At 60.2% G+C, this 26,873-nt stretch carries 14 protein-coding genes; 8 read left to right on the top strand and 6 right to left on the bottom strand.

Features of this window, described 5'->3' with window-relative positions:
• Positions 1–3 precede the first annotated feature (3 nt).
• The 4 genes from ACPYOP_RS05650 (at position 4) to ACPYOP_RS05665 (ending at position 4,960) form a co-directional block, all read left to right on the top strand.
• Positions 4–1,311, top strand: coding sequence for a glycosyltransferase family 4 protein (locus ACPYOP_RS05650; RefSeq protein ID WP_481409412.1), 1,308 nt, complete (start codon positions 4–6; stop codon positions 1,309–1,311).
• A gap of 131 nt (positions 1,312–1,442) precedes the next feature.
• The gene (locus tag ACPYOP_RS05655; protein ID WP_481409413.1) at positions 1,443–2,135 is read left to right on the top strand and encodes a sugar transferase; all 693 of its coding nucleotides are present in this window, start codon (positions 1,443–1,445) and stop codon (positions 2,133–2,135) included.
• 433 nt (positions 2,136–2,568) lie between these two features.
• Positions 2,569–4,086, top strand: coding sequence for an oligosaccharide flippase family protein (locus tag ACPYOP_RS05660; protein ID WP_481409414.1), 1,518 nt, complete (start codon positions 2,569–2,571; stop codon positions 4,084–4,086).
• A gap of 37 nt (positions 4,087–4,123) precedes the next feature.
• Entirely contained in the window at positions 4,124–4,960 is an 837-nt protein-coding gene (locus ACPYOP_RS05665) for a methyltransferase, TIGR04325 family (RefSeq protein WP_481409415.1), read from the top strand.
• Here the strand turns inward: ACPYOP_RS05665 and ACPYOP_RS05670 are convergent.
• Complete coding sequence (locus tag ACPYOP_RS05670; RefSeq protein WP_481409416.1) at positions 4,942–6,672, bottom strand: GMC oxidoreductase; 1,731 nt, start codon at positions 6,670–6,672, stop codon at positions 4,942–4,944. The genes ACPYOP_RS05665 and ACPYOP_RS05670 overlap by 19 nt on opposite strands.
• A 213-nt stretch (positions 6,673–6,885) precedes the next feature.
• Here ACPYOP_RS05670 and ACPYOP_RS05675 point away from each other — a divergent pair, with 213 nt between their 5' ends.
• The gene (locus tag ACPYOP_RS05675) at positions 6,886–8,070 is read left to right on the top strand and encodes a DegT/DnrJ/EryC1/StrS family aminotransferase (protein WP_481409417.1); all 1,185 of its coding nucleotides are present in this window, start codon (positions 6,886–6,888) and stop codon (positions 8,068–8,070) included.
• Position 8,071: 1 nt separating this feature from the next.
• Positions 8,072–8,809 carry a 4'-phosphopantetheinyl transferase family protein gene (locus ACPYOP_RS05680; RefSeq protein ID WP_481409418.1) on the top strand — a complete coding sequence of 246 codons (738 nt, stop codon included), beginning with the start codon at positions 8,072–8,074 and terminating at the stop codon, positions 8,807–8,809.
• Here the strand turns inward: ACPYOP_RS05680 and ACPYOP_RS05685 are convergent.
• The 5 genes from ACPYOP_RS05685 to ACPYOP_RS05705 form a co-directional block, all read right to left on the bottom strand.
• Positions 8,779–10,380, bottom strand: a complete 1,602-nt coding sequence (locus tag ACPYOP_RS05685; protein WP_481409419.1) for a glucosamine inositolphosphorylceramide transferase family protein — start codon at positions 10,378–10,380, stop codon at positions 8,779–8,781. The two genes, ACPYOP_RS05680 and ACPYOP_RS05685, sit on opposite strands and share 31 nt — an antisense overlap.
• A gap of 47 nt (positions 10,381–10,427) precedes the next feature.
• On the bottom strand, positions 10,428–12,911 hold the full coding sequence (locus ACPYOP_RS05690; protein WP_481409420.1) for a condensation domain-containing protein: 2,484 nt from the start codon (positions 12,909–12,911) through the stop codon (positions 10,428–10,430).
• Positions 12,908–20,986: an amino acid adenylation domain-containing protein gene (locus tag ACPYOP_RS05695; RefSeq protein WP_481409421.1), complete on the bottom strand. Its 8,079-nt coding sequence runs from the start codon at positions 20,984–20,986 to the stop codon at positions 12,908–12,910. The genes ACPYOP_RS05690 and ACPYOP_RS05695 overlap by 4 nt, the downstream gene beginning before the upstream one ends.
• A complete protein-coding gene (locus ACPYOP_RS05700; protein ID WP_481409422.1) occupies positions 20,983–22,896 on the bottom strand; it encodes a non-ribosomal peptide synthetase in 1,914 nt (637 codons plus the stop codon). Before ACPYOP_RS05700 ends, ACPYOP_RS05695 begins: the two co-directional genes overlap by 4 nt.
• 330 nt (positions 22,897–23,226) lie before the next feature.
• Positions 23,227–24,174: a glycoside hydrolase family 16 protein gene (locus tag ACPYOP_RS05705; protein ID WP_481409423.1), complete on the bottom strand. Its 948-nt coding sequence runs from the start codon at positions 24,172–24,174 to the stop codon at positions 23,227–23,229.
• 93 nt (positions 24,175–24,267) lie between these two features.
• Between ACPYOP_RS05705 and ACPYOP_RS05710 the strand changes: the two genes are divergently transcribed.
• Both ACPYOP_RS05710 and ACPYOP_RS05715 read left to right on the top strand, forming a co-directional pair.
• The gene (locus ACPYOP_RS05710) at positions 24,268–25,653 is read left to right on the top strand and encodes a hypothetical protein (protein ID WP_481409424.1); all 1,386 of its coding nucleotides are present in this window, start codon (positions 24,268–24,270) and stop codon (positions 25,651–25,653) included.
• Positions 25,650–26,870: a polysaccharide pyruvyl transferase family protein gene (locus tag ACPYOP_RS05715; protein ID WP_481409425.1), complete on the top strand. Its 1,221-nt coding sequence runs from the start codon at positions 25,650–25,652 to the stop codon at positions 26,868–26,870. Before ACPYOP_RS05710 ends, ACPYOP_RS05715 begins: the two co-directional genes overlap by 4 nt.
• The last annotated feature ends 3 nt before the right edge of the window (positions 26,871–26,873 follow it).

Genomic DNA, 26,873 nt, shown 5'->3' on the forward strand with positions numbered 1-26,873 from the left:
CCGGTGGTACGTCCGTTCGATCTCGATCGCGTCGTCGTCATCAACGATCGCTCCGTCCGAGTGGGCGGAGCGTCCAATCTTGCGGTTCTTTCGGCCGATTTGCTGCAGCGTGCGGGGGTTGCGGTAACCTATTTTGCCGGCGATGCCGCCGGCTCCGATCCGCCGGCAGCGGAAACCATCAATCTGGCGGCGCAGCCGTTGATGCAGCAGACGCGTCTCAGCGCATTCGCCAGCGGTCTTTACAGCCGCCAAGCCCATGCCTCGCTGAACGATCTCATTTCGCGCATCGACACCGAAGGGACGATCTATCACCTCCATGGCTGGTCGAAGATCCTGTCGCCTTCGATCTTTCGCGCCCTATGGCCTGTCCGCGAGCGCGTCGTCCTGCACGCCCACGACTATTTTCTCTCCTGTCCGAATGGAGGCTTCGCCAATTACCGCAAAAACCAGGTCTGTCCTCTGGCGCCGATGTCGATCGCATGTCTGACGACAAACTGCGACAAGCGCGGCTATCACGAGAAGCTATGGCGATCCGCGCGCCATCTGGTGCGGGAGCATTATTATCCCGTCCGGCAGGTTGCCGCCAACATCGTGGTCGTCCATCAGCGCATGCGCGAGTATTTTGAGCGGGGGCAGGTGCAGACGAGCAACATAGAAACGATCCGCAATCCGGTCGAACCCTTCCTCAGGCGACCGACGGATCCATGGAAAAAGCGCGATTTCTTCTTTGTCGGCCGGCTTGAGCCGGAAAAGGGATTTGAAGACGCGGCGATCGCGGCACGGCTTGCCGACGTCAAACTGCATATCATAGGTGATGGCGCCGGCCGAGCGCGCCTGGAAAAGGATTTTCCGGAGGTCGTCATTCATGGCTGGAAATCCAAGGACGAGATGCGCGTCATTCTCGAGGAGGCGCGCGCGATCGTCGTTTCGTCGCGGGTGCCCGAACCCTTCGGCCTGGCGGCGCTCGAGGCGGTGACAAGCGGCATACCCGTGATTCTACCAGACGCCGCGCTTCTCGGCGAAGAACTTGCAACGCTTGGCTGCGGCCTCACTTTTCAGAGCGGCAAGGTGGAAACGCTCGCAAGCGGCATACGCAGGCTTGCCGGCGACGATATGCTACTCCGTTTGATGAGTGTGAATTGCATCCGCCGGTCAGGCGACCTGGCTCACACGCCGGCTTCGTGGCTCGAGGCTTTGCTGACGCTGTATGACGGCGTGCTGAAACGAGCAAATACAGTCAGGATGCGCCCGGAGATTGCCATGGACACTGATATTCCGGTCGCGGGTCGGCTGATCGATGAGACGAGCTGACGCTTGTGGTTAGATGTGCGTTCTCCCCCTACGCCAATGGGACTAGCCCAATGCCCGCAGGGTCAATTGTCAATGATGAGGGCAGCTGGCAGCCTCTGAAAGAAGCCTATGGGTGGTGAGGGGTCCGAGCCATGTTATCGACAGTTGACGGCGTTGCCCACGGTGAGAGAACTCGCCGCGACGTGAAGCGGGCGGAACGGCTGGGCCGCTCCAAACGCATTGCCGACATTCTTCTTTCGGGAGCAGGATTGCTGTTTCTGGCGCCGGCGCTGCTTTTGATCGCGATCATACTGCTTCTGGTCGACGGCCGTCCCATCATCTATCGCCACACACGCATCGGCCGCGACGGCCGGCCGTTCGAATGCCTGAAGTTCCGCACGATGCGCAAGGATGCCGACCGGCAGCTGGCAGAGCTCCTGGCCCGCGACGAGAAGCGAAGGCTGGAATGGCTGTCGACGCAGAAGCTGATGAATGATCCGCGCGTTCATTGGTTTGGAAAATATCTACGCATGAGCAGCGCCGACGAACTGCCTCAGTTGCTGAACGTTCAGCGCGGCGACATGAGCCTGGTCGGGCCTCGCCCCGTCGTCGCCTCGGAGCTCGAGCGCTACGGATCCGATCTCTATTGTTATCTGGGTCTGCGGCCCGGCATCACCGGCCTCTGGCAAGTCAATCGCCGCACCGACACCACCTACGAACAGCGCGTTCAATTCGACGTGGATTATTTCCACAGCCGTTCAATGCGTACCGACTTTGTCATTCTCGTCAAAACCGCCGGCGTCGTCCTGCTCGCGCGCAATGAAAAAGAACGTCTCACCAAATGAAGAACGCAGCTACAGCAACCCATACGACGAGGCAGAAGACTATCAGCATCCACCGAAGGAGGTATTTCTGTCTCGATCTGCCCGGCTGTCCTGGGGCGATGCGATCATGGTTATCGTCTTTCATAAGGGGCTCTGCGTGGTGTTTCATGATGTTTGCCGGCAAGCTCCTCTTCTATTGCCGAGAATTTCGATCCGACGCTGGGGGTCAGGGCAGAAGTCTTCGTGAAATAAAATCGTATAGTTCCGGCTTTCCCCGCTTACAGGCAGCGCTTCATCGCACGGAATCATGTCCTGAATGGGAACACTACACACTTTCTCTGGTGCAAAACTGGATGAGACTGTGCAACTTCTTGCTATATTTCGCGAAAATTTCTCCATTAACTGGCGAAAAAGCGAGTTTTACCCCGTGTCCGGTCGTAGAGATGGTGCGCTGATGGATAGTTTCTTGCCTCGCCGCAAGAGCGTTGGCTGGGCTGGCCTGCGGCACTGGCTCCGCTCCCGCTTGCCGTCGGTGGTCGGTGACGGAGCATCGACGCTCGTTTCGAAGATCGTCGCGCAAGTCGTTCAGCTCCTGATATTCCTCGTTGCCGCTCGCATGCTGGAATCGACCGAATTCGGCCTCTATGCCTTCAGCTCCGCCATCGTGATCATGCTGGTCGTGGTTGCGGAGGGCGGATGGGGCGAGTTCGTCATGAAGGCCGAGTGCAGTGCGCGGGAGCTCGACCAGGTCGGCACGATTTCGATCATTGCCGGCATGCTCGTAACGATCGTCGGCCTGGCGGCGGCGGCCGTTGCATGGCTCGTCTTTCGGGGGCCGCACGAAGCGCTGCTTCTGGCTCTCTTTAGCTGCTGGTTCCTACCGTCGTCGCTTTATGCCGTCTATGACGGGCTGCTGGTCGCCCGAGGTCTCCTGCGCCGGCAGGCCGTCATCCGGATGGCGAGCGAGATTGCCGGGCTTTGCTGCACCATGCTGGGACTATGGCTGGGGTGGAACGTGTTTTCGCTCGTGGCCGGCCGGCTCGTGTCGCAGCTGGTCTGCCTTGGCGCTTCCGTGGCCGTGCTCGGCTGGTTCCCCAGACTATATCTCACCTGGCCTCTTGCGCGCGAGGTTCTCGAATTCTCGCGCCACATCCTGTCGAACCGGCTGATCTTCTTTCTGCGCTCCTATTCCGGAACATTGGCGATCGGCAGCTTTCTCGGGCTTGCGGAGGCGGGCTACTACCGTGTGGCGGAGCGCATCATCGCGGCATTTTCCGAGCTCATCGGTGAGCCGGCGCGGATGCTTGCCTGGACGCTGTTTCGCCGGTCGGCAATGGTGATGAGTTCGGACGGAAGGCCTGTTCGTGACGCCGGCGCCGCGGCGACGGTTTTCATGATGGTTCTCATGGCAATTTCCACCCCGATCTATCTCGGCCTCTCGCTGATTTCGTCCAATCTGATCGAGATCGTGCTCGGCGACAAATGGGCGCCTGCCGCCGTTCTCGTGGCAATCCTCTCCATGAAGCAGGTTCTGCTGACGCCGGGCTATGTGACCGAGGCTCTCCTGTCCTTGTCGGGCAATATCAGGCGCATGCCCGCGACCTTGCTGCTCAACGCATTGGTTTCCGTCTCGCTGATCCTGCTTCTGGCGCCCTTCGGCGTCACGGCTGCGGCATGGGGCCAATGCGCCGCATCGCTGATCTCCTTTCTGACCTCGATGCATCTGCAGAAGACCTATGGCGGCCTTGGCTGGGGAAAGGTCTTGCGCAAGAGCGGCTATGTCGTGGTCGCGATCGCCCTGATGGCGACGGCGGTCTATGCGCTCGGTTATTTTGCCGAGACGCTCAGCATGCGGCGGATATTGACCGTGCTGCTGCAGGTGGCCGCGGGCAGCGCGATCTATGCCTGCACGCTGTTCGTTCTGGAAAAGATGTTCGGAGGCACGGCCTCTATTTTGTCGGTCAGGCGATAATGGCGGCGACCGGTTGGCACGGACAAGGAGGGGAATGATGGCGACGTCGTTGTGGTCTGGTTCATCGTGGTCTAACCATGCGCGTACGGTCTTCCGGGGAGCGAGGCAAACCGCCGCCCAGGGGCTTTCGCCCCTCAGGCTCGTCAAAGGACGGCTGAACTATCTTTCTCCCTTTCCTCGACGATTTACCGGCGCCTACGGCTCTTATGACGCCGCCATGGCCGCCGCCCGCAGGCGAAGATTGGCCGGTTATGATCACGAGGAGATCGCAACCGTTTCCTTTGCCAAAATGTGCCAGGTGACGCCCTGGGATTATCCGGTGCTGTTCTGGATTCGCAGCCTGCTGCCCGAGATCGGCGGTCTCGTCGATGCAGGCGGTCATATGGGAACGAAATATCGCGCCTTTCGCCCGTTGCTGCCGCTGAACGGCCCGTTTCGCTGGGTCGTCTATGATCTCCCCGCCATCGTTCATGCCGGACAGGATCTAGCTCAAAAGGAGGGCCTGACCGGTCTCGGCTTTGTCGAGCGGATCGAGGATGCAGGCGAGATGCCGCTGTTCCTCGGATCGGGGCTCATGCAATATCTCGATATGCCGCTCTCGGCTCTCCTGATGAAAATGCCTTCCCTACCAGATAACCTGATCCTCAATAAAGTCGCGCTCCGCAAAGACAGCACCGTCGTGACGCTTGAACGGATCGGCGGGTCATACGTCCCCTACCACATGCGCAACGAGGCCGAATTCATCGCGGACATTACAAGGCTCGGATACAGGCAGGTCGATCGCTGGTCCATTCCCTCCCTGTCGCATGCAATCGACACGCATCCCGAGTTCGGACGCAGCGAAAGCGCCGGTTTTTATTTTCGGCTTGGGTAGCCTTGAAGGAGGGAGAGATCCAGTTCGCTGACGCGCGGCTTGCGAGATTGCGCGTCAGCGTGCCGCTGCTTGAGATGGTCGGCGAGCCGGATCGCCAAGGCAAGCAGCATTAATGTCGGATTGGCGTGGCCGGGTGTCGGAAATACGGAACTGCCGGCAATGAACAAACCATCGATGCCATGAACCATGGCATCGGTGTCGACGACGCTTGTTCTGGGATCGGTTCCCATGCGGGTCGTGCAAGACGGATGAGCCATGTCCATGAACTGGGTGCCGGCATTGTCGCCGGCAATGATCCAATCCGGCAGCCGTGGTTTCGGCAGGCCGACGCGGGTGAATTCATCGGAGATTGTCAGTGCAAGCCGTTTGACGCTGTCGATCTCGCGCATGCCGATCTTCCAGTCGATGCGCGCCAGCGGCTGGCCGAACGGATCGCTCTGGTCCGCAAGCGTGATGCGGCTTTCGGAATCAAGCTGCTGTTCCACCATGACATCGAACCGCAATTCGGTCGAGCGATGCGGAAGTCCGCGCTTACGGATAAGGCGATTATAGAGCCCGGAGGCGATCATATCGGTCGATTTCGCAACCGTCAGCAGATCGCGCTTCAATGTCTTGCTCGCTCCCTTCGTCAAACGTTTAAGCGCTGCCCAGGGATCGTCGTCGGCGTGAACCTGGACGGGATAGGCCGCGCAATTGGTGAGACCTTCTCGCGCCTGCATTTCCGGGCTCAGGGACAGGCCCCTGAGATAGAAATGCGTCCGGCCGCCGTGGCCAAGGCCGTAGAAATTGAAGTGCCGAGCAATGGCGTCAATATCGCGCCCTGTGAAGCGACACAGCGACGTACGGGGATGATCGCAGAGATAGCGCCCGACGACGCCGTGAGCATTGCCTATGCCCGCAGGCTGGGCGGAGTTCGATGCAAGCAGGAGGCGTGCGTTCTCGATGCCGCCGCCGCAAAGAATGACCGTATCGGCGCGCACGCTTGCGCTCCGGCCGGTCGGACTTTTGAGATCCAGCGAGGTCACCCGCCGGCCCGGGCTGTCGAGATTGATCTGGACCACCGTGGCATGCATCAGAAAATCTATGTTCGTTGCTCTGATGTCGAGGGCAAGCCGATTGAACCGCATCGGCTCGGCGCGCGGATGGCGCATATGACTGAACTGCCAGAAGAAGGGCCGCAGCAGCTGTGTGTCCAGACCGAGATCGTCAGGGCGCGAGTGCAACAGGGCAAACAGGCTTTCATCATAAAGATTGGGCCCGAGATTGAGCAGTTCCCCGGCGCGGTCGACCGCCGACAGCAGTTCGCGATGCTCGATCGGCCAGCCGGAAAGCGGCAGCCAGGGCCGGCTGGTGAAGTCGATTTCATCGAAGGCGGCACATTTGCCGATCCAGGTATGGCTGCTGCCGCCAAGCATGCGATTTCGCAGCTCGAATGCCGGAATGTCGTTCAGCCACGCCAGGTTGCCGTTATAGCCTCGACCCTCGGGCGTGTCCTTCGCCGAACCGAAAGGCTGCCCAATGTTTTCGACGGCGTTCAACGCCTGCACTTCGGCCTCGTAATCGTGGCCGCCGCTTTCGATGACGAGGACACGGATCTGCGTATCGGCAAGTTCGCGTGCGATCGCAATACCGGCCGGCCCGCCGCCGATGATGGCGATATCCGCATATATTTCAATGCCATGCGGCACAGAGCTCAAGTCGCGGCTCATCATGGTCGTTTTCCATCCGCTTTTCCCATTTTTACCAGTATCGCGAGCGCTCGGATAACTGTTCGATTGGCATAGGCGGGGATGACATCTACCGATTTCGGATAGGTGTTTTGATCGGTTGCGATGTTCTTTTTCAGTCGGAAAGCCATGCTGAAAAGGCGGCGATCACACGCTAGGCTCTCCTGCAAATGCCGCGTTTCCTGGGGAGCGAAAACTATGGCTAAGGTTGGGTTACGGGAGTGGTTGGCGCTCGCGCCGGTGTTTGCTTCTGGAAAACTGGCACGATACAGCGACGAGACCGGTGGCCCACTGGGGCGTTTCGAAGCCGATTTCTGTACGAAGTTCGGCGTGCGGCACGCGCTGACGATGAGCAGCGGAACTGGGGCCCTGATTTCGGCCCTGGTGGCCGCCGGCGTCGGGCCCGGCGACGAAGTGCTGGTGCCGGCCTATACCTGGATCGCAACCGCTGCCGCGCCCCTGGCAGCCGGTGCCGTGCCCGTTCTGGTCGATGTCGACCATACGCTCACCATGGATCCGCAGGATATCCAGCGCAAGATCACGCCACGGACGAGGGCAATCATTCCTGTCCATATGTCGAACATGGTCTGCGACATGGACAGCATCATGCGCATCGCCCGCGAGAATAATCTCGTCGTGATTGAAGATGCCTGCCAGGCCGTCGGACTGCGCTACAAGACCAAGAGGGTCGGCGCGATCGGCGATTTCGGGGCGTTCAGCTTCAATCAATTCAAGAACATAAATTGCGGCGAGGGCGGTGCGGTCGTCACCAACGACGCACGGCTGTTTGCGCGCGCCCGCATGTATCACGACATCGGCTCCATGTTTCGCGGCCATCTGGACAATGCCAACGAGCCGCCCATGCTGGGCGTGAATTTCAAGGCAAGCCAGATCCAGGGGGCGATGCTGAACGTGCAGTTGAAGAAGCTCGATCCGATGATTGCCCGCATGCGCGAGCGTTATGACGTGATGAGCGAAATCTTTGCCAAGAACACGCGGCTGATGGTGGGGCCGCATAACGATGTCGGCAATGCGGCAGGGCTTCACGTCATCTTCGAAACCTCGGAAGAGGCAAAGAGGTTTGCCGAGGAAAACAAGCGCGGCGTCTACCGGCTCTTCGATTCCAGCCGCCATGTCTATACCAACTGGCAACCGATCCTGCAGCAGCGCACCGGCCATCCGGCGATGAACCCGTTTCACTGGACGGATCGGAAAATCGAGTACACGCCGGAGCTCTGTGCGCAGACGCTTGATATTCTGAAGCGCAGCTGCCGCATCAGTCTTGGGGAGAACTACCCCGTGGCGTTGGTCGCCCACATGGCCCGGCGAATGTCGCGACAGGCCAAATCCATCCCCACCAATCTCTTCTATGCAACGACCTAGCATGGAGAGTATCGGCCCTGACGTCATCGATGTCTGGAGCTGGAGGCTGGACGCGCCGCCGACCGATCTCGGCGTGTCCACGACGTTGCTGTCCCTCGACGAACGCGCCAGGGCAGATCGCTTCATTCATGACCAGCACAGGCTTCGCTTTGTTGCGGCCAAAAGCGGGATGCGGCTGATACTGGGGCGCTACCTCGGCCTTCCGCCGCAAGCGATCCGCTTCGACTATGGCGATCATGGAAAGCCTTCCGTTTCAACTCGCGGCACCCTCCCGATTCACTTCAATCTCAGTCACAGCGCCGATCTGGCCGTTCTTGCCGTGTCCGATCGCTACGAGCTCGGTATCGACATCGAGGAAATCCGTTTTTTGAAGGAGGACGTCGCAAAACGGTTCTTCTCGCGCAGGGAGTACGAGACGCTTCGATCTCTGCCGGCGGAGTGCTACCTGGATGGCTTCTATCGCTGCTGGACGCGCAAGGAGGCCTTCATCAAGGCCCATGGCGCCGGTCTGTCTTTACCGCTGGATAGTTTCGACGTCACCCTCGACAGGTCTGCCGAACCGCGATTGGAGCGACTGGAAGGGGAGCCCGACGCACCGGAAAACTGGGTCGTTCTGGAGCTTGCGACGCCGATCAACTTCGCCGGCGCGATTGTCGCCTCGACCGGAGGGCGCCGGCTTCGCTTGCGCTATCGCAATGAGGGCGCAGGTCAGATGGTCAGCCTGGCATCGAGAATGTAGCGGCCATCGGTCGCATCGAAATGGTGGCAGCCGTGCAGCCCTGCCTTGAAGCCGGGCGTTATGGTGCGGATGCGGCGCTCGCGATAGTCATCAAGCGTAAGCGTCTCGATCTCCATGATGTTGAGCCCGTAACCATAGATGCCGTGCGCATTGTGCTGTGAGGGCCGCAGAAGCCTGCCGTCATGTTCGAAGATGCGTCCGGCGCCGCGCGCCTCCGTACTGCCGATGACGACGGGATTTCGCTTGTGCGGCTTGATGCCCGTGAGCGCCGGCCCATCGACCTCGAACAGATAAAGCTCGCTGCAATGATCTTCGTAAGCATGAAAATCCGACAGGTTGGTGAATAGCCACCATTTGCCGCCGTGACGGATGAGAATGCTGTCGGCCGGTGATTGACCTTCGAAGGCCGTGGCATGCAGCTCCCATTTCAACGGAAACTGGCTGCATCGCCAGATCTCCAGGCGCCGCGCCTGATGCGTTTCCGGTATCATGAAGATCTGATCGCCGTCGCGGAATATGAACGGATAGGAAAGATGGTAGGGGCGTTCCAGCGCGACCCCGACCTGCGTGAGCGCGTCGCCGTCAAAGCGGCCGACTGCGATATGCGCCTTGCGGTCGCCGCGGGCATAGGCCTCGTAGAACAGGTAGCATTTGCCCTCGTGCTGGAAGAGAAACGGATCGGCCTTGATGCTGTTGTCGGAAGGAGGGATCTCGACCGCCTCGCTCGGATCGAAGTCATCGATCTGCCCGTGCCCCGTATAGAGGGTCCATACGGCGGAATCGACATGGAGCTTCGCCTTGATCGATTTGTATGCCTTGGCCGAGACGGAGCCCGCGACGATGCAACCGTAACGAAGAAGGTCGCCGTGCGATGGCGCATGCGTATCAGTCGTCTCGAGGAAGGCTGGAGGATCGAACTGCCCGGTGTCCGCGAGCCGTGCCAGCTCGCGCATCAGAAGCGTCACGCCTCGCTCCCGCACGAAGGCGCTCAATCTCGCCGCGCTGGGCTTGATGTTGAAGGCCGCCCTTGCAATCTCCCGCTTGTCGGCCTTGTCGCCGCATCTTGCATAAAGAGCGATTTCCGCGGTCGGAGCATGTGCCAGAACCTCGGCATATCCGAACCAATCTGCTTCGGCAGATCGCTGGTCGGAGAAATTGAAAGCCCATTCTCCGAACGGCAAGGCGGCGATCGCATCGTCCGCCATACCTTTCGGGGTCGTGCGGATGACAAGGTCAAGCTTCAGACGGTGCAGCATCGCCGCGGTGATGGTGTCGGCGGCGCACCTCTTGTCACCGTCGGCATCGTAGCAGTCGATAAAATGGCGGTGGCTATGGAAATATTTTGGCGCGTAGGCCGGCTGTCGCGCAAGGGTGCCGGCCTCCAGTCGTGCGCTCCAGGATAACAGCTTCGACGTCGTGCCGTCCTCGAACGGATTGGGATGGGGGAAGACCGCCGCGAGCTCCAGAGAGGGTTCCGCAAGGATTCGATCCAGGATCATCAGCTCCCAATTCTCGAGCGCACGTCCGCGCGCGACAAGGATGCCGATCCTCAATGGCTTGGTCTCGTTCATCGCTGCTTCCTTTTATGGCTCGGCTCCTTACAGACCATTAGGCGGCTCTAGCTGCCGGCGAGTTTTCCGGAGAGTGTCGACGCCAGGTCGCGGATGCCGTTGCTGGTGAGCGAATCCTCGTGCCAGCCATCGATATCGACCACCGGGCAGTCGTCCCCGATCGCATCGCCCCATCCGAACCGCAATTTGCGTGCCCGAGGATTGGTCGCGCTGCTTCGCAGCAGCACGATGCTGGGATCCTTCGTCTGCGGCGGCTTGTAGTGGCGTGCTGCCGCCACGAGCAACTTGGTCACGGCCTCGTTCGCTTCCTCTTCAGGCGAATACTGGCCAGCCTTGACGCCGAATATCCTCAAAAGCGACAGTGAGACTTCGAACTCCTTGAGATAATCGATCAGCCGGATTCGGCCCGACAGCAGTTTTCGGGTGAAATAGGCAAGCCGCTTGCGCCGCCGTTCGCGGTTCCAGCGTGCCTGCTCCCGTTTCGGCAGGGATACGAAAAAGCCCGGAGCCCATGCGTCGATGATTGCCGTGGTGCCGACATCGATGCCTCGTTCCTGCAATTGTCGTCCGACCTCCAGCGCCAGGATTCCATTGACGCAGAGCCCGACGATGGCCACGCGGCCCACGGCCTTGTCGATCTGCATGGCGTCTATGGCGCGGCTGGCAATGTCCTCGATGCTCAGGCGATCCAGGCCATTTGCCAGATCCGCATGGAACATGTTGACATTATGCACCGAGACGCTGTCCGGCAGCTCGTTGGCGAGGCGATAATACAGGAAAGGATGGTTGAGCGTATAAACCGTGCCAGTCCCCGCGCCATGCTTGCAGGTGATCAGTTCCCATGGGTTTACCGATTTTTCCTGTGTTGCCGGCGCCGCATCGACATGGAAGATCGCCGCTGCAAAGCCTGCAAACGTCGGCTGCTTGAATAGAAGCTGCAATGTCGGTGTTGCTTCGAATCTTGCGCGTATTTCCGATAGGAGCCGTAACGCGAGGAGCGAGTGGCCGCCGAGTGCGAAGAAATCATCATCCGGACGTATTTGCGGAACCTGTAGGACTTCTTTCCAAAGCTCAGCAAGCGTTTCCATTCGCGTATCCGCCAGCGATTTGCTTGTGACGGCGCCATCCATCGGCGCAGCCTCGGCGGAAGCTGCCACGTGTCGTTCCGGCGCAGCGAGCGAAGAAAGCGGCGCCTCAGGGTGGTCGAGAGCAATTTCATAAGCGTTCCTCCATAGTTGCAGGAGGCTTTCGATCGTGCCGGCTTCGAAAAGATCGGCATTGTATTCGATCGACATGCGCCAGCCCGTCGGTCGGCCGATCATGATGAAGCTCAGATCGTAGATGACGCCGGGAGATTGCGAGGGCGAGCTGATCAGCTCGAAACCGCCATAGCGCCGATCCTCGAGAAACGCTTTCTGCAGGTTGAAGTTGACGGAGATCAGCGGATTGCGCGCCGGATCGCGCACCGGATTGACGAGTTCCACCAGCTTGTTGAACGGCATGCGCTGATGGTTCAGTGCGCCTTCGATGGTCGCGCTGACGGAACGGATATGCTCGGCAAAGCTGGCATCGGAGCCGAAATCGAAACGCAGAACCAGATTGTTGATGAAGACGCCGATCAGGTCTTCCAGATCGCTTTGTTCGCGACCGGCAATCTGCGAGCCGAACAGGACTGTGGGGGCCTGTGTCAGGCGATGGAGGGCCGCGCTCAGAACCGCGGCCCCGAAGCTGTATTGCGAAACGCAATGCGCGCGCGCCGCCGCATCCATGCGATCGGTGAAGGCGGGCGGTTGGGCGATGGAAAGGATATCGCCGCGATTGGTCTTGACCTGACCGCGCGGCCGGTCGGAGGCGACTTCGAAATAGGGAGCGCCCTGCATCGTCTCCCGCCAGAAGGCCTTCTCCGTCTCGAAGCCGTAGCTCTGCAGGTATTCCTGCTGCCAAAGGGCATAGTCGCCATATTGCAGCGGCAGCTCCGGCAGGACCGGGGCGCGTCCCGCATCGATCGCTGCGGCGATCTCGCCGACCTCGCGCCCAAGGACGCGGATGGACCAGCCATCGAAGCAGCTTTGATGCGCGGTGATCAGCAGAAAGCCGCGCTCGTTTTCGGCCATCAGCAGGGTAACACGAAAGAGGCCCGGAATGCTCAGATCGAAGGGCGCTTGCGCAGTCTCCTCGCCGATCGACAGGATTCTTGCCTGGCGCTGCTCCGGCGGCATGCCGCGCAGATCGATCACCGACATCTTGAAATTGACGTCGCTGACGGCCTGCTGGAATGGCTGACCGCCTTTTTCGATGAAGCGGGTTCTCAGTATTTCATGACGCTGGATGATTTTTCGAAAGGCCGCTTCGAGGGTCGCGACCTTGAACGAACCCCGGATTTCCCACCGGACCGCGACATTGAGCGCCGGATTGCCGGGATTGAGCTGATCGAGAATCCAGCAGCGCAGCTGCGTCTGCGTACAGGGAAATTCGCCGATGATCTGCGGTTCGGTAACCGAACCGCTTGGACTATTGTCGACTGTACTCATAGAGATGCCCCCAGGCCACGGCGTGCGCCGTTGCGAAAATCTCGCAGTGATGGAACGTGAAGCTGAACGGGATCGGACGGCGCCTCCGCCTGGCTGTCGGCGAAGGCAGCCAATGCGGCAATCGTCGGATGACGCAGCAGATGCTTTGCTTCCAGCAGCAAGCCGTCGTCGCGCATGCGGGCGGCGATGCGGAAGATGGCAAGCGAATCCGCGCCGAGCGCGTAGAGATTGTCATCGATGCCGATATCGCTAAGGCTAAGAACATCCTGCCAGATCGCCAGCAGCCGCTGTTCCATCTCGGTTTTTGGCTGGACCTTGGCCGGAGCGGCTCCCCGCTGCGGCACGCCGCGCTGCTGCAGGGTCTTGCGGTCGAGCTTGCCGTTGGCGGTGTGCGGCAGCTCGCTTTCCATCACCCAGAAGCTCGGAACCATATGTCCGGGCAGATGGGCCTTGGCGTGCATCGCGATATCGGCCGTCAATGCGTCGTTGCCGCTAGTTTCAGGCACGATATAGCAAACCAGCGAGCGATCGCCCTTGGCGTTTTCGGCGACGACGGTGGCACATTGGCGCACACCCTCTGCCTTGGAGATGACTGCCTCTATGTCGCCGAGTTCGATACGGAAGCCGCGCAGCTTGACCTGCTGGTCACGCCGACCGAGCAATTGCAGCGAACCATCGGCCAGCCGCCGCCCGACATCACCGGTCTTGTAAAGCCGCATCGGCCTGCCGATGGCGAAGCAATGCGGGACGAAGGCCTTCTCGGTGAGATCGAGGCGATCGAAATAACCTTCCGCCAAGCCGTCGCCACCGATATGCAGCTCGCCGACGACGCCGACCGGCGCGATATTCTCGCTCTGGTCGAGAATGAAGAGCTGGGTATTGGCGATGGGATGACCGATGGTGATCGGCTGATCGGCATCCGTGATGCGTTGCAGCGACGACCAGATCGTCGTTTCCGTCGGGCCGTACATGTTCCAGAGTTCGCCGCCGATGCCGAGCAGCGAGCGTGCCAGCTCCTTGGGTAGGGGTTCGCCGCCGCAGAGCATTTTCAGCGTCCGCCGCTCCTTCAGTCCGGCCTCGACCAGCATCTGCCAAAGCGTTGGCGTGGCCTGCAGCACCGTGGCCTCATGCTCGTCGATAAGCTTCACCAGCGCAAAGCCGTCCTGGACCTGGCTGCGGCTGGCAATGACGACTTTTCCGCCCGAGATCAGCGGCAGGTAGAGTTCCAGACCGGCTATGTCGAACGAGATGGTCGTGACTGCGACAAGCGTGTCATCCGCGCCGAAGCCGGGTTCCCTCGCCATGGAGAGCAGGAAGTTTGTCAGGGCTCGATGCGAAACCTCGACCCCCTTCGGCATGCCGGTCGAGCCGGAGGTGAAGATGATATAGGCGGATGCTGTGGTATCGACGGGCAGGGTCTTCAGTGCATGGCCGGTCATCGAGCCGATCGCCTTGGCATCCTGGTCGAGCCGGATGACGGGAATATCCTTGGACGCAAGCCGGGCCATGTCGTCGCTGTCGCAAATCAGGCCGCCGATGCGGGCGATATCCAGCGTTTGCAGCAGGCGCGGTTCCGGGTGAGCGGGATCCATCGGGACATAGATATGTCCTGCTTTCATGACCGCGAGCAGGGCGACGATCATGTTCAGCGAACGCTCGACCAATATGGCAATCCGCTGGCCGGGATCGGGAAGCGCCATCTGCAGGTAGAGAGCAAGCTGGTTCGAGCGGGTTTCCAGCTCGCCATAGGTGAGTGTCTGGCCGTCATGTTGCGCAGCGACGGCGTGTGGCTGTTCGGCTGCCCGTTTGGAAAAGAGCGAGAAGACGAACTGATCGTGGTCGTAAGGCACAGCCGTCCGATTGAGATCGTCGACCAGCCAGGATTTCTCCTCCGCCGACAGCAGCGACAGTTCACCGACCTTGTGATCCATGTCCTTGGCCAAGGTGGCTGCGAGTATCGAGAAGTGACCGATCCATCGTTCCACGGTTGAACGGTCGAAGACATCGGCATTGTAGTCGACGTCGATGCGGATGTGGTCGCCTGCCTCGATCATGTTGAAGAACAGGTCGAAGTTGGAAAAGGCCTTTGCGTTCGGCTCCATCGTCGGCTTGAGATCACCGAAGGATGATCCGCCGGCCATGCGTTCGAGGTTGAACTGTATTTCGGTGAGCGGCAGGCGGCGCGGATCGCGCTTGGTATCCAGTTTGCGCACCAGCGTGCCGTAGGTGTAATCCTGATGTTCGAAGGCCTGGAAGACGAGCTGCTGTGTTGCCTTCAGGTGATCCGCAAACGGCTCCGCCGGTGATACCGCCTGACGCAGCGGCAGCAGGTTGACGCAATGACCAACGAGGATCTGGCCGTCGAGCAGGCTTTGACCGGCCGATGGAATGGCAATGACGATATCATCCTGGCCCGACAACCTCGATATCATCACCTGGAGGGTCGCGAGCAGCGTCGAGAACAAGGTAGCGCCCGATTTGGCGCCCTTCTTCTTCAGCGCCTTATAGACGTCGGCATCGATATAGCCGGTGCAACTGCCGCCCGCGAAGCTGCGATATTCCGGACGCGGCCGATCGAGCGGCAGGTCGGGAAGGTCCGGAACCGTCTTGAACTGATCGAGCCAGAACTGTTCGGTCGCCTGGGATTTCTCCGGCCTGGGGGAAAGATCCGTTGAATAGGTGGCAAAGGAGAGGGCCGGCTGGAATTCCGGACGATTGCCCGTCCTGTATGCCTCGTAGGCGGTGGTAAGCTCTTCGACGAAGGTGTTGATCGACCAGCCATCGCAGATGATGTGATGAGCGGTGAAGACCAGCACGTGCTTGTCGGGTGCCAGCTTGACGATGCTTGCGCGAACCAGCGGGCCGTTGATGAGGTCGAAAGGCGTATGAGCGTCATCATCTATGAGAATGGCAAGGCCCTGGTCGTCGATGTCTTCAAGGATCGGCAGGTCGAGCTTGAAATCCGGAATGAAGCGGAAATACTCACCGCCGCGGTCAAAGCGAATATGAAATGCGTCATGACGCGCAATGACCGTGTCGAAAGCCTTCCGCATGGCTGTTTCGTCGAGTGTGCCTTCCAGCGTCAGCGAAAAAGACTCGTTGAATGAGCAGGAGGCCTCGTCACCCGCCTGGGCTGCGAGCCATATTTCCGTCTGCGCCTCCGTCAGCGGCGCGGAGTCCGGCTTTGCGACGGATGCCTGCATCGGCTTTGCCGATACGGATGGCCCTTCCTTTGCCGTGAATATTCCGACGCCCTGCATGACGTCGAGACTATCGCGGAAGGCTTTCGCGATCGTGCGGAAGTCGTCTTCGCTGTGGGCTGTCGTCAGGAAGCAGGGATAGCCATCCTGTATGTGGACGCCATTCAGCCGCATCTGGGCATAGAACAGCGCGCCGAGCGGATCCTGGCTGGAGAAGTCGGTGGCGAACCAGCTCTTGTAGCCGTGAACCACATCGGCAATGCCGCGCCTGGCGAGATCGGCCTTGATCTCCGCGACCAGTGCTTCGGTTCGCTCGGCGACACGGCTGTAGAGGGCGGATCCCTCTCCCTTGATGTGGTGCAGCACGGCGTCGGCGGCTGCGAGCGTCAGCGGGTGGCGCACGAAGGTGCCGGCAAAGAATGTCGGCGCCGTCATGGGCACGGAGCTGTCGCCATAATCCCAATAGCCGCCATCGAGCGCATCCATGAAGCGCGGGCTGCCGACAAGCACGCCGATCGGCATTCCGCCGCCGACAACCTTGCCATAGGTTGCCATATCGCCCTTGATGCCCCAGATCGCCTGCATGCCGCCGGGATCGACGCGGAAGCCGGTGACGACCTCATCGAAAACCAGGGCGAATTCGGACTTGGTGGCGATGTCACGCAGTTCCAGGACGAATTCACGCGGCTGCAATTCGGGATGACGGCTCTGGATCGGCTCGATGATGACGGCCGCTATATCGGCGGCGTTGGCGCGGATGAAGTCGAGGCTTTCCGGAGCGCCGTAGCGCAGCACGGTCATATTCGACACCGAGGCCATCGGGATGCCGGAAGCGATGGGCAGGGCGATCGGTCTGTCGGCGCGATTGCGGCCCTTGACCAGAACTTCGTCGAACTGGCCGTGATAATCATTGGCAAAGACCACGACCCGATCACGGCCGGTGACGGCGCGCGCAAGCCGCATCGCGGCCATGACCGCTTCCGAACCGGTATTGCAGAAGGTCACGCGCTCGTGGCCGGTCACTTCGGCGATCATCTTTGCGACGTCGCCGGCAAGCGGCGTCTGCGGACCGATGGCAAATCCCCGGTCGGCCTGAGCCTTGACGGCGTCGATGACGAAATCCGGCGCATGGCCGAAAGCCGTCTGCCCGAAGCCGTTGACCAGATCGACATACTGATTGCCGTCGACATCCCAGATATAGGCACCCTTGGAATGGTCGCAGACGATCGGGAATACCATCTCCTTCCAATCCGCCCGGAAGCCCGAGGCGGAACGGGGATCGGCCAGATGTCCGCGGTGACCCTGGGTGAAGCTTTTCGATCTGGCGTTCTTGGTTTCGTAGGCCTTGGTGAGGCTGGTGATGAAATCCTGCTTGGCCGCGGTAATCTCCGGCGCCAGGCTCTTGGCATTCGGGCGATAGAGCTTGATGCGTTCGGTGCCGAAATCGCTTTCAGCGGCAGCGGGGGCTGGGGGCGCACTTATGCTCGGTTGCGGCGCTGGCACAACCGCTGCCACGGGCATCGCGCTCGGCGTTAAGGGGGCCTGGGCGCCACCCTGCATGGCCTGCAGCATCAGCAGCTGTTGAGAGAACAGGGTCTGCGCCATCTGGATCTGGGATTGCAGCACCGTGGCGAGGTCTGATGTCGCAGCCGGCATTGCCGCAGCTTGCGGAGCGGCAGGCATGATCGGCGCTGACACGCTTGGTGCTGGCATGGCCGGCATGGGCACGGCCGTAACGGCGGCGGCGGATGCCGCGGGTTCAGCCGCCTTCATCGCCTCGGGCGGCATTTGCTGATCGAGGTAGACGGCCAGATCGGCGACGGAAGGAATATCGCTCAGCAACTCCCGGAAGGAGATTTTGACCTTGAAGTCTTTTTCGATGCGTTGCGCAAACTGACCGACGAAGAGCGAATCGAAGCCGAGTTCCAGGAATGTCACTGCCCGTTCGTCGGGCCCTAGCGTTTCACCTGACATGTCGCTCAATAGTGTCAGAAGAGCCGTTTCCAATTGCGGCAGGCGGCTGGAGATGGAAATTGATGCTGCAACATTCATCGCTCGTTTCTCCTCGGTGAGGTTGACGTCAGAGGCGGAGGGTTCGCTTTCAGGAGCGCTCTCCGGGTTGGTAAGGGCGCCCCGGCTCGATGCGCGACGCGCGGACGGGGGCGCATCGATCCAATGGCGCTGGCGTTGGAACGGATAGGTGGGCAGGGACAGACGCTGCCGTGCGGCCGACGGGAGAGCCGGCCAGTTGAGCCGGCAGCCTGCCATCCACAGCTTGCCATGCGCTTCCGCGAGCGTTTCGGCGGCGGCGGAGGCCCGGTCATGTTCCGGCAGGGATTGCACCACGGCGGCAAGACTGTCACGGGCGATCGTCTGCGCGGCAAACACCGAAAGCGTCCGCCCCGGCCCGACTTCGAGAAGAAGCGGCTTGCGGTCGCGGCAAAGTGTGACCAGGCCATCGGCAAAGCGGACGGCATCGCGGCAATGCATGGCCCAATAGTTGGGAGACGTCATCAGCTCGGCGGTTTGCCAGTCGCCGGTGACACCCGAGATGAAGGGGATCGTCGCGGTGCCGTAGGTCACCTTTTCCGTCTCCTGGCGCAGCGCAAGAGCCGCGTCCTTCATCATGACCGAATGAAAGGCGTGGGATGTGTGCAGGCGACTGAAGGCTATCTCGGCGGCCTCAAGCGCTGTGCACACCTTGTCGATGTCGCCGAACGGGCCGGAGATGACGCAAAGCTTCGGTGCGTTGATCGCGGCGATCTCGACATCGCCCTGCAGATAGGAAGCCGTCGTGGTGGCGTCGGCGCGAACGGATACCATCGCGCCCTGCGGCTGATGCTGCATCAGCCGTCCGCGATTGGCCACGAGCCGCAGTCCGTCTTCGAAGGAAATGACGTTGGCGAGCGTAGCGGCAACAAACTCGCCAACGCTATGACCGATCATGGCATACGGCTTGACGCCGCGGCTGAGCCACAATCGGGCAAGCGCATATTCGACAAGATAGAGACAGGGTTGAGCGATGCGGGTTTCGCGCTGTTCATCGGCGATCGCCTGCGTCACGGAGCCGGTGTGGCAGATATAGTCGCGCAGATCGAGCCCGAGCGTCATTTTCAGAAGCTCGGAGCCGCGATCGATCCAGCGGGCGAATTCCGGCTCGGAGCTGTAGAGGCCGGCGCCCATGCCGACATATTGCGCACCCTGGCCGGGAAACATGAACGCGACCGGTGGCTGATCCACGGCAACCAGGGAATGATAGCTGTCCGTCGTCAGCTTGATGATCGCTTCCTCGACACTTCCGGCGGCAACCGCCAACCGATGGCCGAACTCGCGCCGTCCCGTTTGCAGCGTGCAGGCGAGCTGCGCGATCGAAAGCTTCGGGTTGTCGGCCAGATGATTACTCAAATTGGTGCGTATCTGCGCAAGCGCCGGTTTATTGCGTGCCGAAAGGGGTAGGATGTAATGCCCCTCTACCTCTTTGGACTTAGTCGATGATTGAGGAGGTTCCTCTAAAACGACATGGACATTCGTACCGCCGACGCCGAAGGCGCTCACCCCGGCTCTGCGTGGCGCCTGGCCCTGCGGCCAGTCGATCACCGTGGTCGGAACGTAGAAGGGGCTTCCTTCGAGATTGATGCGTGGATTGGGCTGACGATAATTCGGCATCGGCGGGATTTTGGCGCTCTGAAGCGCCAGCGCCGTCTTGATGAGCCCGGTCACGCCGGCTGCGGCATCCGTATGGCCGATGGTGCCCTTGACCGATCCAAGTGCGCAGCTGGCAGCTCCCGGCGCGCCATCGGCGAAGGCTCTCGTCAGGCCATTGAACTCGATGGGATCGCCGAGCGGCGTCGCGGTGCCGTGGCATTCGATATAGCCGATCGTCGAGGGATCGACGCCCGCATTGGCGATTGCGGTGGCGATCGCCTCTGCCTGCCCCTCCACGCTCGGTGCCGTGAAGCCGATCTTGTCGCTGCCGTCATTGTTGATGCCGTAGCCGCGAATGAGCGCATAGATGTGATCGCCATCCTGAAGCGCATCCTCGTAGCGTTTCAGAAGGACGACGCCGGCGCCGCTGGCAAAGACCGTTCCGGCAGCGTCGGCGTCGAAAGGCCGGCAGGTGCCGTCGGGAGAGGCCATGCCGCCGTCCTGATAGATGTAGCCCCTTTTTTGCGGAATGGTGACCGAGATGCCGCCGGCAAGAGCCATGTCGCAGCCATAGGTAAGCAGATTCTGACAGGCCTGTGAAACGGCGAGAAGCGAGGTCGAACATGCCGACTGCAGCGTGAAGGCGGGGCCGCGCAGATTGAACTTGTAGGCGACGCGGGTTGCCAGCGTATCGTTGAGCGCGCCGACAAGCTCATGGAAGGAGCCGATCTGGTAGTTCGATGTGAACTCTTCCGCCTTAGCGCGATCATGCAGAACATTGTTGATCAGATAGGTCGGCATCGAGGAGCCGGCAAAGACGCCGATCGGGCCGGCGTAGCGCTGCGGATCGTATCCCCCGTCCTCGAGCGCTTCCCAGCATATTTCCAGAAAGATGCGGTGCTGCGGATCGGTGACGGCAGCCTCGCGTGGAAACATGCCGAAGAATTCGGCGTCGAACATATCGGCATTGTCGAGATGAGGTCTTGCGGCGACATAATTCGGCTGCGCCCGCTCTTCGTCTGTGAACGCGTCTTCGATTTCATCCGGCGAAAAGCGGGAAAAGGCGTTCTTTCCTTCGAGCACGAGCTTCCAGAGTTCATCGACCGAAGGGGCGCCCGGGAAACGACCGGACATGCCGATGATGGCGATGTGCCCGGAAATTTGCCCGTTCAGATCCTCATTCTCTTCGAAATCACGCTGATCGCCCTTCTCCGGGTGACTTCGTTTCATAAGGAGCTCCTGCGGATGTGAGAGATTGCCTTCTTCTGCAGAGCCGCGCGCTGGGCCGCCGCGGCGATCCGCGTCGGGCCGGACGTCCGTCCGTCCAGGTAGAGGGCCAGTTCCCGGATGGTCGGATAGCGCAGCAAAGCGACCACATCGATCGAACGACCGAGCCCTTCCTCGAGACCGGCATGAATTTCCATCAGTTGCAGAGAGGTGCCGCCAAGGTCGAAGAAGTTTCGGTCGACATCGACGCCGGCAAGGCCCAATGCATCCTGCCACAGCGCCGTCAGCAGCTCTTCCGTCCCGCTCCTGGTATCCACGGGCTTCGCCTGCATTTCGACCGGCGGCGGCAAGAGTTTGGAGCGGTCGACCTTGCCGGCTGCCGTGAGCGGCAGGGTATCGACGATGACGGCGGCGCTCGGGATCATATAGGCCGGAAGCGCCATGCGCAGCGTCGCCATGACACCTTGCACAAGGTCGGCGCCTGCGCCCACATGGCTTTCCTTGGGGCATAGATAGGCAACGATGCGTTTCAGGTTCTCGCCCTGGATGTGGCAAAGGACGATGCCGTCGGCAAGGCGCGGATCACGCCTGAGCGCGGCTTCGATCTCATCGAGCTCTATGCGCTTGCCATTGATCTTGACCTGCCGGTCGCGCCGCCCCTTGAAGGTAACGGTGCCGTCGGGCTTCATGCAAGCCACGTCACCGGTCAGGTAGAAGCGCGTCGCGCCGTCCTTCGTGGTAATGGTCACGAATTTCTGCTCTGTCAGTTCCGGGCGCTTGAAATAGGCGATGGCCAGGCCATCGCCCGATATTGCCAGCTGGCCTTCGATCCCCGGCGGAACGACGCGCAGCTCCTCGTCCAGTATGGCGACGCCTGTATGCGCGATCGCCTTGCCGATCGGCAGCTCTCCGCCTGAAAAACTAGGCAGGACCGGGAACGCGGTGGCAAAGACCGTCGTCTCGGTCGGGCCGTAGATATTGGTGAGCCTGCAGCCGGGATGGTGCTCGATAAAGCGTCGGGCATGAACGACCGAGGCAACATCGCCGCCGAAAAGAATATGGCGAAGCTTCGGCAGGGGTGCGCGGGCATAATCGGCAAAAAGATTGAATAGCCCCGTCGTGAGGAAGGAGATGCTGACATCAGTCGCTCGCATGAAGTCGGACAGGCGCGAGATGGAAAAATCGCCATCGGGCATGATTGCCAGCGTGCAACCATTGAGAAGCGCGCCCCAGATTTCGAAAGTCGACGCGTCGAAGGAAATGGTGGCCGCGTGAAGAATGACGTCGTCCCGGCGAAAATCGGCATAATTCTGGTCGAGAGCCACCCGCGCGATGCTGCGATGGCAGATCATCGTTCCCTTGGGACGCCCGGTCGAGCCGGAGGTGTACATGATGTAGGCAAGATCGGCGCCGGTGATCGCCGTCGCCGGCGGAGCAACCCGCGGTTGGCTTGCCATCTCGGCGATAATGGCATTTGCCTCGATGACCTTGGCATTCATGCTCGGCACATTGCAAAGCTTATCGCCAAAATCCGAATCGACGAAGATGACCTTCGGCAGGCATTCGCCGATGACGAAATCGAGATGGTCGACGGGAAGGGCGGGATCAAGCGGGAGATAGGCGCCGCCAGCCTTCAGGATCGCTATCTTGCATATGACGGCGTTGGCGCTGCGAGGCAGGAAGAGACCGATAATATCGGCCCTGTGGACGCCGATCCTGACCAGATGCAACGCAAGCGCGTCGGATATACGGTCGAGATCACGGTAGCTGAGCCTGGCGTCGCCAAAGGCAAGCGCGGTTGCTTCCGGTGTCGCCCGAGCCTGCATGCGCAGCATTTCGTGAAGGCATAGGTTGCGATCGTAGTGCAGGCTTGCTGCGCCACCTGTTTCTGCTTGGGCCTCGCGGTCAATCATCATCATCCTCCGGGTCACCCTGCGACTGACGACGGCATGACATGCAATGCCTGATCGTCCACCGCAGAATTTCACGCTGGGGCAAAAGCACCAGTTGATCATTGGGATGATCGGGCTTACCACCGAAAGTCGTAAGTCCTGGGAGTGCGTAGCCAATTCGTCGGAAACATCCGATAAGGCGGCAGCAACTCGGCCAAAAGCATTACGCATGGCGGCAATGGCAACAGGCTCCGTCGCCATGTGCCATGCACCATGCACCATGCACAGGATGCTCTCGATCACGCAGTCCGAGCTGATAATGAATTGGAGTTGGCGTTGATGATGAGGCAGCTACCTGAACTGGTAGGCCCTGACATAATCTACAAACATGAAGGATGGATCCGCTGCGGCCATCTTCGTTATGCCTTCGACGATACCAAGGTCGACGAGCATGTACATCGGCTGGCGATGTTCCGATAAAGCCTTGGTTTTCCAAACGAGCTTTCCATCGAAATACATTCGTATGAAATCGGAATCGACCTTCACGCCATAGGTGTGCAAATCGCCGGGACTTGCAGAACCGAATGCATCGATGCGGGCATAGTCGGAATCGTGGCGTCCATCCCGGTGCCAGACATGCACCGTCGAGGAATAGGCTCCCGGCTTATCACCGTAATACTCGATGACGTCTATCTCCGCTGTCGATTTCGAGCGATCCTTGCCGATCAGCCAGAAGGCCGGCCAGATACCGGGGCCATCGGGTAGACGCGCCCGCATTTCGAAATAGCCATATTGCTGAGAAAAGCCATCCCCATTTCGATCGACGGAAGCAATCAGGCCGGAGCGCCACGCACCTTTGTCATCACGCGCGGCGGTAATGCGCAGCATGCCATCCTGTATTGCAAAGGGAAAATCGCTACCCGGATTGGAGAAGCGGGCACCTCCGAAATCACCGTTCCAGGGAGTGTGGGAAATCCAGCGGGTGCCAGGTCCCCAGGCGGAGATACTCATATCATCGAAAGGATCTTCGAATGTCAGTGTCATGCCGCTGATATCAAGCGTATCCCCAGTATCGCCAGCACGTGCAACATCGATGTCTACGATCATAACGAGTGCAGCCGCAACGGATGCGTGAAGGAATCCGCGGCGGTTGTACATGCATCGAGAGCGACATGTTTTTGAGAGACGATCCATGTGCATAAGCATGAACGGCACAACCCGCGGGGTATAGAACGTATTTCGGCCAGCATTTCCCCCAAAAGGCTTAGGCTTGGCGGAGATACAGCTGCATATCCACATGCTACCTTTTGGCAATAAAGAGGAACAACAATAGACAACACTAGGTTGCCATCTATGTATGTCATGGGACTTCTAACATTAGTTGTCGGTATTGTGACACTGATCGTACCTGTTCGACTGTCATTCATCATCATGAGCCTGTCGACGGTCTTTGGCGCTGCTGCCGCCTTCAGCATACCCGGCCTTGGCGGAGCATCCGTGCTGGTGCCAAGCCTCTTTCTGCTGTTTTTCGCGGTCCGATTGTTCGCAGCCTATGGCGAGGCACCTTTCCTCGCTGCCCTGGCCCCCTGGCGCCCAGGCTTCTTCCTTCTGCTCCTGACGGCATTTGGCATCTTCACCGCGATCTTCTTCCCGCGACTGTTCCAGGGTCTGGTGCAGACAATGACGGTGGAGCGGTCGATCGGGGCGCGTAGCCTTATCGCGCTAGTGCCGCTGCGCTTTTCTTCAAACAACATTACCCAATCGGTCTATGCCGCCGGCGGGCTCGTCTGTTTCATCGCCACCTTCGGCTTCTTTCGTGGCAACGGCGTTCCGAAAATTTTCATCAGCGGCATTTTGATTGTAGCGGGCGTCAACCTCGGTTTCGCGCTTGCCGATATCATCACGCATTTCACGCACACGGATTTCCTGCTCGACTTCGTGCGAACGGCCAATTACGCGCTCTTGACCAATGCGGAGAAGGGTGGACTGAAACGCATTTCCGGGACTTTCCCCGAGGCCTCCGCATTCGCCGATTTCACGCTCGTCCTCTTTGCGATCGTCACAAGCCTATGGCTCTCTGGCATCCGCTCCGGCGCGACCGGTATCGTCGCGGGTTTGCTTCTTATGGCGCTGATCCTGTCGACATCGGCAACCGCCCTTGTCGGGCTCGCCATGATCCTGCCGATCCTCAGCCTGCAGTCGTTTCTAGCCTCCCGGCGCGACCAAGGTGCCGGCCGGCCCGTTCTGATCGTATCCATTCTCGCCAGCATGCCGCTCGTCATCTTCTTCGTTCTGATCGTCATGCCGGATCTTGCGCACAATCTGCAGATCTTTCTCGACGAAATGCTGTTCTCGAAGGCCGGCAGCCAGTCCGGGCGTGAGCGTTTGATGTGGAATGCCATGGCCTATGAGGCGTTCGTGGATACGATTGGATTTGGCGCCGGCCTCGGAAGTGCTCGCGCATCGAGCTTCGGTCTCGTCCTTTTGTCCAATATCGGCATCTTCGGCACGTTGCTCTTTGCGCTCTTTGTCGGCCGAGTGCTGATGGTCGATACGCGACCGGGGCATCCGTCATCACGCGAGGCCGTCGCGGTCGTGCGCGCGGCCAAGGCCGGCTTCATGACAGTTCTCGTTTCCGCGGTTATCTCAGGCACGGTCTACGATCTCGGATTGATGTTTTACATCCTCGCGGGCACCGTTTCAGCGCTCACCGCCGGCATGCGCGAGGTCAGGGCTGATTACAGCCCACACTTGAGCACCGCCGGAGGTTTGAGATGAAGATTGTCGTCTTCAACGTCAAATATAGCGAGAACCTCGGCGATGGACTGTTGGCGGAGTGCGTCGAAGCCGCCTTGATGAAAAGCGGAGACGGGATCGAGGTGGAAACGATCGATCTTGCCGGGCGCCGGGCCTATGCCGCAAGCAGTGGCGGTCGCCGGCGCCTGGCGCTCGGATTGCTTCGCAGGCTCCCCTTTTTCGCCCGGCGGCGGCTCGTCCGTCTTGTGCTGGAGCGCCGGCTGAACAAGCTGCGCGGCCTGTGGGACGACAAGATCGCACTTGCGGACGCCGTCATTATCGGCGGCGGCAATTTGTTTCAGGACGATGATCTCAATTTTCCGTTGAAAATCGGCGAGGTGCTCGATTGCGTCTCCCGCTACGATCGTCCTCTGGCGGTTTACGCCGTCGGTGTCAGCAAGCAGTGGTCGGAGCCCGCCTATGACCTCTTTGCGCGCTTGAGGCGGACAAGGCTTGTCCATCTCTCCGTGCGGGACGGCTTTGCCAAGGACAATTGGCAGGAACACTTTCCCGAAGGCCCAAGCGCGAAAATCGTACGGGATCCCGGACTATTGGCCCATGCGACGCCGATCGCGGAAAAGCCCGCCTCATCCGCCAAGCGCCAGCTGACTGTCGGTCTCTGTGTGACCGATCCCGTCATCCTGTACAGGCACGGCGCGGATCATGCCTCCCATATCCCTTTTTCCAGCATCGGTGCCTACAGGGATCTGATCGGCGTGCTCCTGGATGACGGTCAGCGCGTCGTCTTGTTTTGCAACGGTGCGAGGGAAGACCACTTGTTTGCGGAGCGCATCCGGAATTCGGTCAGCAAACATCGTGTCGTCAAACCCGGCGCGCTCGATATTGCCAGTCGTCCGCGGGTTCCGGCGGATCTCATTCAAATGATTCAGTCGATGGATGTGATCCTGGCCCATAGGCTGCATGCCTGTATCGCGGCCTATGCGCTCAAAATCCCGCATGTGGGCCTAGGCTGGGACAGTAAGGTCGAAGGTTTCTTCAATTCTGTCGGCCGTGAGACCTATTTCATAAAAGATTCACTGTCGCCGGCCGTGCATGTCGCCCTGCTGCTGAAAGCGGCTGAAAAGGAAGGGATAGAGGCACTCCGGCACCGTATCACAGTTGCGGAAGCCCGAGCGGGAGTCTCGAACATGCGCCGTCATCTCGTCGGAAGCGACGAATGCGCCATATCGGGAATATAGCCG

Source organism: Rhizobium sp. KNZ2-6A, from assembly GCF_056755475.1.

What these genes read in the sequence shown, in the direction of transcription:
- ACPYOP_RS05655 (WP_481409413.1), top strand. Translation starts at nt 1,443, where the DNA reads ATGTTATCGACAGTTGACGGCGTTGCCCACGGTGAGAGAACTCGCCGC.
- ACPYOP_RS05690 (WP_481409420.1), bottom strand. Translation starts at nt 12,911, where the DNA reads ATGAGTACAGTCGACAATAGTCCAAGCGGTTCGGTTACCGAACCGCAG.
- ACPYOP_RS05700 (WP_481409422.1), bottom strand. Translation starts at nt 22,896, where the DNA reads ATGATTGACCGCGAGGCCCAAGCAGAAACAGGTGGCGCAGCAAGCCTG.
- ACPYOP_RS05705 (WP_481409423.1), bottom strand. Translation starts at nt 24,174, where the DNA reads ATGTGGATATGCAGCTGTATCTCCGCCAAGCCTAAGCCTTTTGGGGGA.
- ACPYOP_RS05695 (WP_481409421.1), bottom strand. Translation starts at nt 20,986, where the DNA reads ATGAAACGAAGTCACCCGGAGAAGGGCGATCAGCGTGATTTCGAAGAG.
- ACPYOP_RS05715 (WP_481409425.1), top strand. Translation starts at nt 25,650, where the DNA reads ATGAAGATTGTCGTCTTCAACGTCAAATATAGCGAGAACCTCGGCGAT.
- ACPYOP_RS05665 (WP_481409415.1), top strand. Translation starts at nt 4,124, where the DNA reads ATGGCGACGTCGTTGTGGTCTGGTTCATCGTGGTCTAACCATGCGCGT.
- ACPYOP_RS05670 (WP_481409416.1), bottom strand. Translation starts at nt 6,672, where the DNA reads ATGATGAGCCGCGACTTGAGCTCTGTGCCGCATGGCATTGAAATATAT.
- ACPYOP_RS05685 (WP_481409419.1), bottom strand. Translation starts at nt 10,380, where the DNA reads ATGAACGAGACCAAGCCATTGAGGATCGGCATCCTTGTCGCGCGCGGA.
- ACPYOP_RS05675 (WP_481409417.1), top strand. Translation starts at nt 6,886, where the DNA reads ATGGCTAAGGTTGGGTTACGGGAGTGGTTGGCGCTCGCGCCGGTGTTT.
- ACPYOP_RS05660 (WP_481409414.1), top strand. Translation starts at nt 2,569, where the DNA reads ATGGATAGTTTCTTGCCTCGCCGCAAGAGCGTTGGCTGGGCTGGCCTG.
- ACPYOP_RS05680 (WP_481409418.1), top strand. Translation starts at nt 8,072, where the DNA reads ATGGAGAGTATCGGCCCTGACGTCATCGATGTCTGGAGCTGGAGGCTG.